Origin of the sequence: Streptomyces sp. NPDC002133 (assembly GCF_040296405.1) — a bacterium.
In the GTDB taxonomy this organism is placed as follows: Bacteria; Actinomycetota; Actinomycetes; order Streptomycetales; family Streptomycetaceae; genus Streptomyces.
This window is the reverse complement of record NZ_JBEOXF010000031.1, coordinates 44,326-58,627: the sequence shown is the minus strand read 5'-3', so window position 1 is coordinate 58,627 and position 14,302 is coordinate 44,326. Positions and strand designations below refer to the sequence as shown.

Below are 14,302 nucleotides of genomic sequence, written 5' to 3'. Positions count from 1 at the left end.
ATGCGCGCCGCGGGGTGCACACCGCGCGGCCCTTGAGGCTGCGTGCGAAGGTCGAGTGACCTGCTTCCGGTCGATGCCCGAGAGGGGGTTCTGCGTCCTGCGTCCTGCGTCGCGCCGTACGTCGGTGCGAGGCCCGAGGTTCGCGGCGTCTCGGGCCCGTGCCGCGCAGGCCTCGGGGCCCGCGGCTTCGCCGGTGCCGGGTCGGTGCCCGGTCGCCGCCGGCCCGTTGATCCCGGAGGCTCGTGAAGCCCGGCGGTGCGGCACGGGCGGCGCGCGAGGCGGACGTGGCCGGGATCGGCCGGCCGGGTGCGCCGGCGGCTGCAGTGGTACGCGCCCGTTCGTGAGCGGAGGCTGGAGCCGGGCCACCGGCCCCGTTCCCGCCCTGGAAGCCGCCTCATGGGCGGCGGGGAGTGCATCCCGACCTGGCCCGGCGACGGCGCCTCGAATCCCCTCGATCTAACCAGTCTGAGTCATTTGACAGGTTGGATTGAGTGTGGTCGACTGGCCGTATAACCGGCCAATGCTTGTAGAGAGGTTAGAGGCATGGTCCCCGCAGTTCACCACCGCACCGCCACCGTCAATGGGCTCGAGGTCTTCTACCGGGAGGCCGGCGAACCCCAGGCACCCACCGTGGTGCTCCTCCACGGTTTCCCCACCAGCTCGCACATGTTCCGCCACCTGATCCCGGCGCTCGCCGATCGGTACCACGTCATCGCCCCCGACCACATCGGGTTCGGTCAGTCGGCGATGCCCGCGCTGCAGGACTTCCCGTACACCTTCGAGGCCCTCACCCAGGTCACGTCCGGTCTGCTGGAGCACCTGGGTGTCGACCGGTTCGCGATGTACATGCAGGACTACGGCGCCCCCATCGGTTGGCGGCTGGCGCTGCAGGACCCGGACCGCATCACCGCGATCATCACCCAGAACGGCAACGCCTACGCCGAAGGCTTCGTCAAGCCCTTCTGGGACGGAGTGTTCGCCTACGCCCAGGCGCCGGGCCCGGACACCGAAGCCCCCATGCGCGGCGCCCTGACCGCCGAGGTCACCCGCTGGCAGTACCTCAACGGAGTCGCCGACCCCAGCCTGGTCAGCCCCGACAACTGGGTCCACGACCAGGCACTGCTGGACCGGCCGGGCAACGACGAGATCCAGCTCAAGCTCTTCCGCGACTACCCCACCAATGTGGACCTCTACCCGCAGGTCCACCAGTACTTCCGCGACTCACAGGTCCCGCTGCTGGCGGTCTGGGGTGCCAACGACGAGATCTTCGGCCCCGCAGGCGCCGAGGCATTCAGCCGGGACCTGCCCAACGCCGAGATCCACCTGCTCGAGTCCGGGCACTTCGCCCTCGAGAGCCACCTCCCGGCCGTCACCGAGCACATCCGCGACTTCCTCGGCCGCGTCCTCGCCTGACGGCCGAGGGCCGATGCGGCGGCCGCGGCGGCGACGTACGGCACAAGCCTTTCCGCCGCACCCGGCAAGGGACCCGCCGTGCAATACCTCACCGGGCACGCCTTCACTCCCACCCCTCGGACCGTGCGCACCGCCCGCGCCTTCGCGATGCAGGTCCTTGAGTCCTGGGGTGGGTGCCTACGTCGCGACGACATCCGGGCATGCGTCCCGGAACTCGCCGGCAACGCTGTCCGGCACGACAGCCCGGACGGACGCAACCACCTGGTCCGTCTCATCCGGCACACCGACTGCCTTCACCTCGAAGTCCATGACAGCGCACGCCGCTCCAGGGTCCGTATCCCGCCCCCTCCACGATCGGGGAGGCCGGCCGAGGCATGCGCATCGTCCAGGAGCTCCCCGACGACTGGGGAGTTGAGGCCGGGGGCGTCGACGGCCGGAAAGTCGTCTGGACCTGCCTCCGCCGGCCCGAGGCCCGGATGTCCCGCTGCTCCTGCAGGCCCTGAACGGGGACCCAACAACCCACTCGCACCCCCGGGGTGCGGTCTCGACGCACCCAAGACATGCCTGGCCGCCGAAGGCTAGTGTTCAGGTTCGGCGAGTGACCCACGAGGAGCAAAGACATGATCGGTCGTCCGAGCGCGCGTTGACGTCGTAGGCCGTGATCGGCCTGTCATCGCGTGCTGCCCTTGATGTTGCGGCACAGCGAGCCTTCCCATGCCTGAGCCATCGGTGCGCCTGTTGTGCGCCGGGTGACGGGCCTCGTTGTCGGCAATCCAAGGGATCCCCGTGCCGTCCGCTTCCTCCGCTGTATCCGATTCCAGTCGACCTGTTCCGTCAAGTCTGTGGCGGGACGGCGACTTCCGCCGACTCTGGGTGGGGCAGACGGCCTCGCAACTCGGCGAACATGCAAGTCTGGTGGTTCTGCCGCTCTTCGCCGTCCTGACGCTCAACGCCGGTGCCGGCCAATTGGGCGTCCTGCGCGCGGTGGGGCAGGCGCCGATCCTGATGCTCTCGCTCTTCGCCGGCGCGTGGGTGGACGGGTGGCGGGCCCGCACGGTGATGGTGCTGACGGACGTCGGCCGGACCCTGGCACTGGGCGCCGCCGCCGTGGCCGGCTTCCTCGGTTGGCTCGGCCTGCCGGCGCTGTTCGTCGTCGCCTTTGCCGTCGGGGCCCTGTCCGTGTTCTTCGACGTGGCATACCAGGCGTCTCTCGTACGGCTGGTGAAACGCGATCAGTTGGTGCGGGGCAACAGCGCGCTCGAGGGCAGCCGGTCCGCGGCGCAGATCGGCGGTCCCGCCCTCGGCGGTGCGTTGGTGACACTACTGTCGGCGCCGATCGCTGCCGCCTTCAGCGCACTGTTCTTCGCGCTGTCGTTCCTGTCGATCCGACGGATTTGTCACCGCGAATCGATCCCGGAGCGCTCGGAACGTCCGCCTCGCATATGGCGGCGGATTCATGAGGGCCTCCGTTTCGTCGTCAGTGATACCTCGCTGCGGACCGTGTGCCTCGCCTCGGCCGCCTTCCAGTTCTCTTTCGCGGCCATGATGACCGTCTATCTGCTCTTCCTGCCGCGGGAACTGCACCTGTCGGGCACCGCCGTCGGGCTGGCGCTCGCGGCGACGGGGCCGGGCGCACTCCTGGGCTCGGTGCTGGCCGCGCGCCTGCCGCGCCGGTTCGGTTATGGTGCGGTGCTCGTGTCCGCGGCAGCACTCGCCGACGGCGCGTTCCTGTGTGTGCCCGCGCTGCACGGCTCCTCTGCGGTGACGGTTCCCGTGCTCCTTGCGGTCAGTTTCGTGTTCGGGACTGGCGGCCAGTTGGTGAATGTCACGGTCATGGCCGTCCGGCAGGCCGTCACTCCGGACGGGATGCAAGGGCGTACGGCCGCGACAATCACTTTTGTCGGCATGGGGCTGACCCCACTCGGCTCGCTACTCGGGGGATTCCTCGCGGAGGAGTGGGGATTGCGCGCCAGCCTCCTGGTGACGGCCGCAGGCATGATGCTGTCCCCAGTGCTGATGGCCTTGTCCCCGCTCGCACGCCTGGGACGGGCGCTTCCCGATCCCATGGAGTCAAAGGAGTCCTCACGATGACCGTGATACTAATACCGGTATAAGTATTGGGCCCTATTGAGGCGGGGAGTTACAGCACATGGTGGAGATCAAGACCGATGCCGCGATGGACGCGATGCGGGAAGCCGGGCGCGTGGTGGCCCGCGCCCTGGCCGCAGTGCAAGAAGCAGCCGGCGTCGGGGTGTCCTTGCAGGAACTCGACGAGGTGGCCCGCGCGGTTCTGGCCGAGGCGGGGGCCGGTTCCCCATTCCTCGGGTACCAGCCGTCCTTCGCCCCGGTCCCCTTCCCCGCGGTGATCTGCACCTCTGTCAACGACGCCGTGTCGCACGGCATCCCCACCGGCTACCGGCTGCGGGACGGCGACCTGGTGAGTATCGACTGTGGCGCCCAGCTCGACGGCTGGGCCGGTGACGCGGCCATCACCTTCACCGTCGGAACTCCGCGCCCCACGGACCTCGACCTGATCGACGCCACCCAACAGGCCCTCGACGCCGGCATCGCTGCCGCTCAGGTCGGCAGCCGCCTCGGCGACATCTCCCACGCCATCGACACCGTCGCCCGCAAGGCGGGCTGCGGCATGCCCGCCGACTTCGGCGGTCACGGCATTGGCCGCCGCATGCATGAAGACCCTCATGTCCCCAACCGCGGCCGCCCCGGTCGTGGTTTCCCCCTCCGTCACGGCCTGGTCCTCGCCCTCGAGCCCATGCTCATGGCCGGCGGGCAGAACGCCTACCGCACCGGCACCGACGGCTGGACCCTGCGCACCACCGACGGCAGTCGGGCGGCCCACATCGAGCACACCGTCGCCATCACCGACCAGGGCCCGCGCATTCTGACTCTGCCTTGACGTGCGTGCCGCCCATTCGGCACGAAGGCCAAGGCAGGTGCCCCCGGCCTGGTCCCGAGCCCTGCTGGGACCGGCGGCGGCAGGATCGAGGCGGTCGACGACGTTCTGGGCGTGCCGCTCGGGGTGGGCGGGCATCCCTTCGAGACGACCGAGGTGGATCTGCCCGAGGGCGCCGTTCTCGCCCCGTACACCGACGGTCTCATCGAAGCGCACGGCCGGGACATCGACCAGGGCGCGGCCCGGCTCCGCGCCGAACTGGCAGATGTCTCGGGACCTTTGGAGGACGCCGCCGACCGCATTCTCGCCCGGCTGCTGCCAGGCCCTCCGCACGACGACACGGTCCTCGTCCTCGCCCGAGTCACCAGGGCGGCATGAGGGGGCCTTTCAGGCCTTGGACGCGCGGAACGGGCTCGGCCTGGGCCGCGCAGCCCGGCGGAAGCCCGTTGATCAGCTCGCGGGGCGGCTCGCGGAGCCCTTCTGCGGCCTCGTCGCCCGGCCCTTCGCTCCTCATGGACGAACGAGCAGATGCAACTCGAAGCTGTACCGCGACGCCCGGTAGAGATGGCTGGCGTACTCCACCACGCGCCCCGTCACGTCGTAGGAGATGCGCTGCATGCTGAGCAGCGGTGCGCCCTCCGGCTCCTCCAGCAGCGCGCCCTCCTCGGCGGCGGCCACGCGGGCGCCGATCGTCTGACGGGCGCTGTGCAAGGTGATCCCCGCGCCGCGCATCAGCCGGTAGAGGCCGGTCTTCTCCAACTCCTCGCCGCGCGCGTCCAGTAGCCCTCCGGGCAAGTGGTTGCGCATGACGGCCAGCGGCTCGCCGTGCGCGAGCCGGAGGCGCTCCACCATGGTGACGTCGGCGCCCTCCGGGATCCTGAGTGCCGCCGCGACCTCCGCGCTCGCCTCGACCGTTCGTATGCCGAGCACCCGCGTCGCGGGACGCTGCCCGGCCGCCTCCAGGTCGTCGTACAGGCTGCTGAGCTCCAGCGGGCGTTTGACCTGACTGTGCACGACCTGGGTACCCACGCCGCGGCGTCGTACGAGCAGGCCCTTGTCCACGAGAGCCTGGATCGCTGTCCGGACCGTGGGCCTGGACAGGCGCAGCCGGGCGGCGAGTTCGATCTCGCTGCCCAGCAGCGAGCCGGGCTGCAGCCGGCCCTGTTCGACAGCTGCCTCGAGCTGCTGTGACAGCTGGAAGTAGAGCGGAACGGGGCTGGAGCGATCCACACCCAGCAGCAGGTCTCCGGGTTCGGCTCTCTCGCTTGTCATGTGCCGCACTCTAGTGGCGCGTTACTCAAATGTTAAGACATCAGATCTTCACGTCGTCCTGTCCTCGTGGAAACCTCCAGGGGCACTTGACCGAGGGAGACCCATGAATGTGCTGACCAGACGTGCAATGGCGCTCACTGGTGCCATGTCCCTTTCGTTCTTCCTTGTCGCGTGTGGCGACTCGGGAGGCGACTCGAGTTCCTCCAACACGCTGAAGATCTCGGCCAACGCGATCTCGGGCGGCAAGAACGCCGCACAGGCGGACTGGATCCAGAAGTGGGTCATTCCGCAGTTCGTCAAGGCCCAGAAGGCCAAGGGCGTCGACGTGAAGGTCACGTTCCAGCCGAGCGGCGTGGAGGACGAGCAGTACAAGACCAAACTGGCCCTCGACCTGCAGTCGGGGTCCGGCCCCGACGTGTTCGACCTCGACGGCATCTGGGTCGGAGAGTTCGCCGAGGCGGGCTACATCAAGCCACTCGACAGCGTTGTCAAGACCTCTGGCGACTGGGACGGCTGGAAGCAGATCCCCGAGGCGGTGCAGCAGCTGGCCTCCTTCGACGGCAAGCGCTACGGCATCCCCGGCGGCACCGACGGGCGGGTGATCTACTACAACAAGGAGCTGTTCAAGAAGGCGGGCCTGCCAGAGAACTGGCAGCCCACCAGCTGGGACGAGATCCTCGCGGCCGGCGAGAAGCTGAAGTCGCAGGACGGCGTCACCCCGATCCAGCTGAATGCCGGCACCGCCATGGGCGAGGCCACGACCATGCAGGGAGTCCTGCCGCTGCTGGCCGGCACCGGTGAGCCGGTCTGGGCGGACGGCAAGTGGACGGGCGCGAGCGCGGGCGTCAAGGAGGTCCTCGGCCTCTACCAGAAGGTCTACTCCCAGAAGCTGGGCGACCCGCTGCTGCAGAAGGAGGCCCAGGGTCGGGACAAGTCCTTCCAGGAGTTCGCCGACGGCAAGATCGGCATGCTGCTGGAGGGCGACTACTTCTGGCGCAGCGTCATCAACCCCAAGGACGGCGTCGCGCCGATGGCTGACCGCGACAAGGCCGTGGGCTACGCCAAGATCCCGGCGACGGCTCCCGGCCGGGGCGTGAACGGGCAGGACTTCGTCTCGTACTCCGGCGGCGGTGTGCAGACGATCAACCCCGCGAGCAGGAACAAGGACCTCGCTTTCGAGCTCATGGCCTTCATGAACTCCGCCGAGTCCATCAAGCAGCAGCTGGCCGGCGAAGCCCGGATCACCGCCCGCACCGATGTGAACAACGAGGTACTGGCGGGCGACCCGATGCTCGGCTTCATCTCCAAGGAGATCCTCCCGCTGACCTCCTACCGCCCGCCGCTGGCCGCGTACACGCAGGTCTCCACGGCGCTGCAGGAGGCCACCGCGGCGGTCGTCGACGGCAAGGACCCCCAGGCGGCCGCCAACGACTACCAGAAGAAGCTGGAAGGGGCAGTGGGCGGTGCCGGCAACATCAAGTCCTGAGCTCGACGCCGGCGCGCCGAGCAAGGACCCGGAGGGGCGCCTGACCGCAGGCGCCCCTTCCGCCCCCGTCCGGGCCGGCGGCGATGCCGCCGGCCTGGGCCGGGCCCGCGCCGCGGCCTTCGTCGTCCCCTCCCTGCTGCTGATCGCGGCCTTCCTGCTCTTCCCGGCGCTGTGGACCATCTACCTGGGCCTCACGGACTACCGGCTGACCGGACTGGCCGCCGCCGACCCGCAGTTCGTCGGTCTCGACAACATGACCGCCGCGCTGAGCGACGACCGGTTCGGCAACTCGCTCTGGCTGACCGTGGAGTTCGTCCTGGGCTCGGCCGTCATCGGCCAGTCCCTGCTCGGCTTCGCGATCGCCTGGACGATGCGCGAGCGGCGCGGGGCGCTGCGGCGGCTCGTCGAGGCCCTGGCGCTGCTGGCGTGGGTGCTGCCCAGCTCGGTCGTCACGTTCCTGTGGATCGCGCTGCTCGACCGGGACGGCGGCTCGCTCAACGCGCTGCTGCACACGCCCGGAACGGGCTGGCTGCTCGAGTACCCGATGGCGTCGATCATCGTGTTCAACATCTGGCGGGGCGCCGCCTTCTCGATGATGCTCTACGCGGCCGCCCTCGGGAACGTGCCGCCGTCGCACATGGAGTCGGCGCGGCTGGCCGGTGCCTCGACCTGGCAGCAGCTGCGCGACGTGGTGCTCCCACGGATCAAGGGGCACATCCTGACCAACCTGCTGCTCATCAGCCTCTGGACCTTCAACGACTTCACCCCGTTCCTGCTCACCGCGGGCGGTCCCGAGGACAAGACCGAGATCATGCCGGTGTTCATCTACAAGCTCGCGCTCAACAGCGGCGAACTCGGCTTCGGCGCGGCGATCTCGGTACTGATGCTGCTGTTCAACCTGGTGATCGCTCTGTTCTACGTGCGGATGCTCAGGCAGCGGAAGGACGAGACCGCATGACCTCCACCGAAACCGCCCTTCGGCCGGGCGGCAAGGAGCGCGCGGCGCGGGGCGCGGAGCACGCGGCCGGCCTGCTCCAGGCCCGGCGCGCGGCCGCCACCGTCGGCTTCTACACCTTCGTGTGCCTGCTGATCGCGTTCTTCGCGCTGCCCCTGCTGTGGCTGGCGTGCGCCCCGTTCGACGAGGCCCCGAGCATCACCGCCTCGCTGCCGGACTTCACTCTGCGCAACTTCCAGGTGCTCGCGGACAACCCGTACGCGCTCACGTCGCTCGGCAACTCTGTGGTGCTGGCGGCCGGTACCGGCGCCTTGACAGTCGTCCTCGCGGCCCTGGCCGCCTACGCGCTGAGCCGGGTGCGGCTGCCGGGACGCGACGTGCTGCTGTACGCAATGCTTCTGCTGTCCTCGATCGTGACCGGGACGGCGGCCATGGTGCCGCTGTTCAACCTGGCCTTCGAACTGCACCTGATCGACTCCCAGCTCGGCGTCGTCCTCGTCATGACCGGCGGCCTGCTGCCCAGTGCCATCTTCATCCTGAAGGACTTCATGGACGGCACGCCCGTGTCGTACGAGGAGTCGGCCCGCGTGTTCGGTGCCTCGCCGCTGCAGATCGTGCGGCACATCGTGGTGCCGATGGTGCGCCCGGGCCTCGCGACCATCGCCGTCTGGGCCGTGGCCCAGGTGTGGGGCAACTTCCTCGTCCCGTTCCTGCTGCTGCGTACGCCGGAGAAGTCCCCGGCCGCCGTCGTGATGTACACGTTCTACACCGAGGGCGGACAGCCGAACCTCGCGCTCATCTCCACCTTCTCCCTGCTCTATTCGCTTCCGGTGATCCTGATGTTCCTGTTCGTCAGCTCCCGGTACGGATTCCGGTTCCACGGAGGTATCAAGCGCTGATGGCATCCATCACCATGAGCGAGCTCGTGAAGGTCTACCCCGGCGGGGTCCGCGCCCTGGACTCGGTCGACCTGACCGTCGAGGACGGCGAGTTCTTCGCACTGCTCGGTCCGTCCGGCTGCGGCAAAACCACACTGCTGCGCACCATCGCGGGTCTGGAGGCGTCCAGCGGCGGCACGATCCACATCGGCGACCGGGACGTGACCGTCCTCGCCCCCGGGCGGCGCGACGTCGCGATGGTCTTCCAGGACTACGCGCTCTTCCCGCACATGACGGTCACCGACAACATCGCCTACCCGCTGCGGATCAAGAAGGTGCCCACCGCCGAGCGCGCCGGGAAGGCCGCCGAGACGGCCGCCGAGCTGGGCTTGACGGACTATCTGCTGCGCCGGCCGGGACAGCTGTCCGGCGGCCAGCAGCAGCGCGTGGCGCTGGCCCGCGCGATGGCCTGCCACCCGCAGGTCTTCCTGTTCGACGAGCCGCTGTCCAACCTGGACGCGCGGATGCGGCTGGAGGCCCGTACGTTCCTCAAGCGGCTGCAGCGCGAGCTCGGCGTGACGACGGTGTTCGTCACCCACGACCAGGCGGAGGCGCTCGCACTCGCCGACCGGATCGCGGTGATGGAGGGCGGCCGCATCCGCCAGCTCGGCACGCCCAAGGAGGTGTTCCACCGCCCGGCCAACACCTTCGTGGCCTCCTTCATCGGCTCCACTCCGATGAACCTGCTGGACACCGTGGTGGCGGAGCAGGGCCTGGAGATCGGTGACGCGGTGCTGCCGGTGCCCGCCGGGTTCGCCGGCGCGCTGACCGTCGGGGAGAAGCTGGTCCTCGGCGTCCGGCCGGAGTACCTGGCCTACTCCTCGGAGCCGGCCGAGGGAGCGCTGTCCGGCGAGGTCACCGTGGTCGAGAACCTGGGCAGCGCGCAGCTGGTCACGCTGTCCGGCGAGGGGGCCTACATCCAGGTGGTCGTCGACGAGGACACCGCGCTGGCCGCGGGCGACCGGGGCTGGGCCCTGCCGCGCGCGGACCGCGTGCTGCTCTACCGGAACGGCGACCTGGTCACCACGGGCGCCGGGGCGGCCGGGTGAGGGGCGCCACCGCCGTCCACCGGGGCCGCTGGTCGCTGCAGGACCGGCTCGACGCGATGCTCCGGAAGCTGCCGTTCGAGGTGGCTCCCGGCACCGCGGGCATCACCGTCGAGCTGGAGTTCGACCGCACCCAGGGGGTCCTGGACCTCGGCTGTCTGGGCGCGGCGGGTTTCCGTGGCTGGTCGGGCGGTGCACGGGAGACGTACACAGTCACCGCGGACTGGGCGACGCCGGGTTACCTCCCCGGCGAGCTGGAGCCGGGGGAGTGGAACGTGCTGCTGCGGCTGCACCGCATCCCGCCGGGCGGACTCGACTACGAAGTGCGCGTGAGGCCGCTCGGTGCACTCCCGGCAGCCCCGCCCGCCCCGGCGGGACCGGATCCGGTCCCGCGGCCTGCCGCGCACGCACGCCGGGACATCCCGGAACTCGACGGGATGCGGTGGTACGCCGGCGACTTCCACAGCCACACCGTGCACAGCGACGGCGCGCTGAACGTCCCCGAGCTGGCGGCGCTCGCCTGCGGCCAGGGTCTGGACTTCCTCGCCGTCACCGACCACAACACCGTCAGCCACCACCCCGAACTGCCCGCCGCCGGGGCCCACTACGGCATCAGTCTGCTGCCCGGCCAGGAGGTCACCCGCGACGACGGCCACGCCAATGTCTTCGGCGACACCGGCTGGGTGGACTTCCGGGGGCCCGCCGACTCCTGGTACGAGCACGCCCGCACGCACGGCGGCGTGATGTCCGTCAACCATCCGCTGGGCGGCGACTGCGCCTGGCGGCTGCCCCTCGCCGACCGTCCCCGGCATGCCGAGATCTGGCACTCCGGCTGGTTCGACCGCCGCTGGGGCGCGCCGCTGTCCTGGGCACAGGCCTGGCGGCCCGACGTCATCGCCATCGGGGGCAGCGACTTCCACCGCGAGGGCAGCGACGGGGTGCCCGGCTCACCCACCACATGGCTGCTCGCCGAGGACGACAGCCCCTCCGCGCTGCTGACCGCCCTGGCCGCCGGACGCACCGCGGTGTCCGCCGGCCCCGACGCCCCACTGCTGCTGCGGCTCGGGGACGAACTGATGCTGCTCGGCGCCGAGGGCACCGTCCTGGTGCGCCCCGACGGGCGGCGCGAGGTTGTGCACGGCGACCGCACCACCCTGCCCGGCGGCGACGGCCCGTACCGCCTGGAGAGCCACGAGAACGAGGTGATCGCACTGTGCCAGTGACCATCAAGGTGGCGAACGCGCCGGTCAACTTCGGTATCTACCGTGCCGACCGCGCGCCGCTCACCGCCACCGAGCTGCTGACCGAAGTGGCCAGGGCCGGATACGACGGCATCGACTCCGGGCCCATCGGCTATCTCGGCACCGCCGACACACTGACCGGGCACCTCGCCCACGCCGGCCTCGCACTGGCCGGCGGCTGGATCGATCTGCGCTACGGAGACGAGGACGGCTTCACCGCCGACCTGCCCGGCCTCGATGCCGCCCTGGACGTCTTTGCCGGCGTCCCCGTCGCCGACCCCCGCTTCGCCCCGCGCCCCACCCTCGCCTGCCCCGACAACCCCGAGCGCTGCGCCCGCCCCGGGCGCGCCCACGGCACCGTCGCCGACCGGGCAAGCTTCGCCGCCCGGGTGCAGCGCGCCGCGGACCGGTGCCGCGAGCGCGGTCTGGAGCCGGTGTTCCACCACCATCTGGGCACCGACGTCGAAAGCGCCGACGAGGTCGAACGGCTGCTGGAGGCCACCGACGTCTCGTTGTGCCTGGACACCGGCCACCTCCACCTGGCGGGCGGCGACCCCCTCGCCGCGCTGCGCGACTGGGCGCCGCGGATCAAGCAGGTGCACATCAAGGACGCCTCGCGCGAGCGCCTGGAGGGCACCGTCGCGGCGGGTGGTGACTTCGCCCAGGCGGTGCGCGACGGCGCGTTCCCTCCGCTGGGCGAGGGCGAGATCGACCCCGCCGGCGTGGTGGCCGTCCTGCGCGAGACCGGCTACACCGGCTGGCTCGTCGTCGAGCAGGACGCCCCCGAGTCGGGCCGGGCACCCGGCGACCTGCTCGCCGACCAGCGGGCCAACCGCGAGGCACTGCGAAAGGCAGGGATCTGAATGTCCAGGGTCTCCGTGGCGGTGGCCGGCCTCGGCACCATCGCCCAGACCATCCATCTGCCGCTGATCGAACGGCTCGCCGGCCGTTTCACCCTGGCCGCCGTCGCCGACGTCTCGCCCGCTCTCACCGCCCGGATCGGGCAGCGCTACGGAATCCCGCCGGAGCGCCGCTTCACCGACGTCGGGCCGTTGCTGGAGTGGGGCGGTTTCGACGCGCTGCTCCTGCTCACCTCGGGCACCCACGCCCCCACCGCCGCCGACGCGCTGCGCCGCGGGTACGCCGTACTCGCCGAGAAGCCCCTCGGCTACGCCCTGCAGGAGATCGACGAGCTGGCGGCCCTCGGTGAGGCCGCCACCGACCGGCTCATGGTCGGTTACATGAAGCAGTACGACCCCGCCGCGCAGCGCCTGGCCGCCCTCGTCGAACGGATCGGCGGGCCCGGCGCGATCCACGCGATCGACGTCACCGTGCTCCATCCGTCGTCCGAATCCCAGCTGGCCTTCGCCCAACTGCCGCCGCCCGCGGGTGACGTACCAGCGGCCGAACTGGCCGCGCTGCGCGCCGCTGCGGAGAAACCGCTGCGCACCGCCCTCGGCGACGAGTCCCCCGGGCCGCTGCGGCAGCTGTACGGGATCATCATGAACAGCATCTGCCACGAGCTGTCCCTGATACGCCTGCTCGCCGGAGCCCCGGCCTCGGTCGACCACGCCGCCCTGTGGCCCGCGAAGGGAGCAGGCGAGGGCGACCCGCCGTCCGTCGAACTGTCCGGCGCACTGCCGGCGGGCGGCCGCTACGGCATCCGCTGGCTCTACCAGCCCGACTACCCGGCGTACCGCGAGACGGTCGCCGTCCACCACGCGACCGGCTCCGCCGAGCTGGTCTTCCCCGCCCCGTACCTGCTGGGCGCCCCGACCCTGCTGGCGGAGACCAGCGGCCGGTGCGAGGAGCAGACCCGTACGGAGTTCCGCTCGCCCCTGGGGGGCTTCGAGGCCCAGCTGACGGCGTTTCACGCGCTCGTCACGCGGGGCACGCCCCCGCTCTCCGGCCTCCGCGCCGCGGCTGCCGATCTGACGTTCGCCCAGCAGGCCGTGCGGCGCCTCGCCGCACAGTACGGCCTCGAACCCGCCGGGGAGGCCGCACATGCCTGAACTCGTGATCGTCCCGCACACCCACTGGGACCGGGAGTGGTATCTGCCCTTCCAGCGCTTCCGGTTGCAGCTGGTGGCGCTCCTGGACGAGCTGCTGGACCGGATGGAGCGCGATCCGCGCCACCGCTTCACCCTCGACGGGCAGCTGGCCGCCGTGGACGACTACCTGGAAGTGCGCCCCGAGGCACGTGAGCGGGTGGTGGCGCTGGTGAAGTCCGGACGCCTCGCCATCGGCCCGTGGGACATCCTGATGGACGAGTTCCTGTGCTCCGGAGAGCAGATAGTCCGCAATCTCGAGCGCGGCATCCGACGCTCCGGCGAGCTCGGCGGCACCATGCCCGTCGGCTACCTCCCGGACATGTTCGGCCACATCGCGCAGATGCCGCAGATCCTGCGGGGCGCCGGGCTGGACCACGCGTGCGTCTTCCGCGGCGTGCCGAGCGCCGTGACCACCGACACCTTCGCGTGGACGGCCCCCGACGGCACCGCCGTACGCACCCGCTACCTGCCGGCAGGCGGCTACGGCAACGCCGCCGGCCTGCTCGCCGACCGCGGCGCGGTGGCCGAGCGGATGCGGGAACTCGTCGAGCGGATGGGCACCTGGGCGCTGCCCGTCGGCGGCCCGCTGCTCGGCATGTACGGCTCCGACCACACCGCGCCGGAAGCGGACGCCCCCGACCTGCTGGCCTCGGCCGGTGAGGCGACAGGGACCACCACGCGCCTGGCCACGCTCGCCGCGTTCTTCGCCGAGCTGCCCACCAGCACCGACGGGCTGCCCGCCGTCCACGGCGAGCTGCGCTCCCACGCCCGCGCCAACATCCTCCCCGGCGTCAACTCCGTGCGCCCGCATCTGAAGCAGGCGATGAGCCGCGCCGAGCGGGCCGTCGAGCGGTATGCAGAGCCGATGGCCGCGCTGTACGGCGACGGCGGCGAGCAGCGCTTCCTCGACATGGCGTGGCAGCGGCTGATCGCCGTCAGCGGCCACGACTCGGTCACCGGATGCGGCTGCGACGAGACCGCCCAGC

At 70.8% G+C, this 14,302-nt stretch carries 13 protein-coding genes and 1 pseudogene; 13 read left to right on the top strand and 1 reads right to left on the bottom strand.

What is annotated here, in order from left to right:
* The first annotated feature begins 543 nt into the window (after nt 1–543).
* From ABT078_RS25865 to ABT078_RS25845, 5 genes are all read left to right on the top strand, one after another.
* The gene (locus ABT078_RS25865; RefSeq protein ID WP_351231625.1) at nt 544–1,413 is read left to right on the top strand and encodes an alpha/beta fold hydrolase; all 870 of its coding nucleotides are present in this window, start codon (nt 544–546) and stop codon (nt 1,411–1,413) included.
* 147 nt (nt 1,414–1,560) lie between these two features.
* Nucleotides 1,561–1,995: an ATP-binding protein gene (locus ABT078_RS25860; protein WP_351231672.1), complete on the top strand. Its 435-nt coding sequence runs from the start codon at nt 1,561–1,563 to the stop codon at nt 1,993–1,995.
* A gap of 258 nt (nt 1,996–2,253) precedes the next feature.
* On the top strand, nt 2,254–3,504 hold the full coding sequence (locus tag ABT078_RS25855) for an MFS transporter (RefSeq protein ID WP_502981318.1): 1,251 nt from the start codon (nt 2,254–2,256) through the stop codon (nt 3,502–3,504).
* A gap of 58 nt (nt 3,505–3,562) precedes the next feature.
* Complete coding sequence (map, locus tag ABT078_RS25850; RefSeq protein WP_351231621.1) at nt 3,563–4,330, top strand: type I methionyl aminopeptidase; 768 nt, start codon at nt 3,563–3,565, stop codon at nt 4,328–4,330.
* 48 nt (nt 4,331–4,378) lie between these two features.
* Nucleotides 4,379–4,705, top strand: coding sequence for a SpoIIE family protein phosphatase (locus tag ABT078_RS25845; RefSeq protein ID WP_351231670.1), 327 nt, complete (start codon nt 4,379–4,381; stop codon nt 4,703–4,705).
* Between the two features lie 132 nt (nt 4,706–4,837).
* Here the strand turns inward: ABT078_RS25845 and ABT078_RS25840 are convergent, their stop codons facing one another.
* Nucleotides 4,838–5,599, bottom strand: coding sequence for a GntR family transcriptional regulator (locus ABT078_RS25840; RefSeq protein ID WP_351231619.1), 762 nt, complete (start codon nt 5,597–5,599; stop codon nt 4,838–4,840).
* Between the two features lie 145 nt (nt 5,600–5,744).
* On the opposite strand from ABT078_RS25840, the gene ABT078_RS25835 reads away from it, so the two are divergent.
* The 8 genes and pseudogenes from ABT078_RS25835 to ABT078_RS42805 all read left to right on the top strand — a co-directional run.
* A complete protein-coding gene (locus ABT078_RS25835; RefSeq protein WP_351231617.1) occupies nt 5,745–7,085 on the top strand; it encodes an extracellular solute-binding protein in 1,341 nt (446 codons plus the stop codon).
* Complete coding sequence (locus tag ABT078_RS25830) at nt 7,063–8,043, top strand: carbohydrate ABC transporter permease (RefSeq protein ID WP_351231615.1); 981 nt, start codon at nt 7,063–7,065, stop codon at nt 8,041–8,043. Before ABT078_RS25835 ends, ABT078_RS25830 begins: the two co-directional genes overlap by 23 nt.
* Nucleotides 8,040–8,939 carry a carbohydrate ABC transporter permease gene (locus tag ABT078_RS25825; protein ID WP_351231613.1) on the top strand — a complete coding sequence of 300 codons (900 nt, stop codon included), beginning with the start codon at nt 8,040–8,042 and terminating at the stop codon, nt 8,937–8,939. The genes ABT078_RS25830 and ABT078_RS25825 overlap by 4 nt, the downstream gene beginning before the upstream one ends.
* Entirely contained in the window at nt 8,939–10,027 is a 1,089-nt protein-coding gene (locus ABT078_RS25820) for an ABC transporter ATP-binding protein (protein WP_351231612.1), read from the top strand. The genes ABT078_RS25825 and ABT078_RS25820 overlap by 1 nt, the downstream gene beginning before the upstream one ends.
* On the top strand, nt 10,024–11,247 hold the full coding sequence (locus tag ABT078_RS25815) for a CehA/McbA family metallohydrolase (RefSeq protein WP_351231610.1): 1,224 nt from the start codon (nt 10,024–10,026) through the stop codon (nt 11,245–11,247). Before ABT078_RS25820 ends, ABT078_RS25815 begins: the two co-directional genes overlap by 4 nt.
* Nucleotides 11,238–12,128 (top strand): sugar phosphate isomerase/epimerase family protein, encoded by an 891-nt coding sequence (locus tag ABT078_RS25810; RefSeq protein ID WP_351231608.1) that lies wholly within the window; start codon nt 11,238–11,240, stop codon nt 12,126–12,128. Before ABT078_RS25815 ends, ABT078_RS25810 begins: the two co-directional genes overlap by 10 nt.
* A complete protein-coding gene (locus tag ABT078_RS25805) occupies nt 12,129–13,277 on the top strand; it encodes a Gfo/Idh/MocA family protein (RefSeq protein ID WP_351231606.1) in 1,149 nt (382 codons plus the stop codon).
* Nucleotides 13,270–14,031 (top strand): annotated as a pseudogene (locus tag ABT078_RS42805) (glycoside hydrolase family 38 N-terminal domain-containing protein); the annotation flags it as partial. The gene ABT078_RS25805 and the pseudogene ABT078_RS42805, both read left to right, overlap by 8 nt.
* Nucleotides 14,032–14,302: the final 271 nt, after the last annotated feature.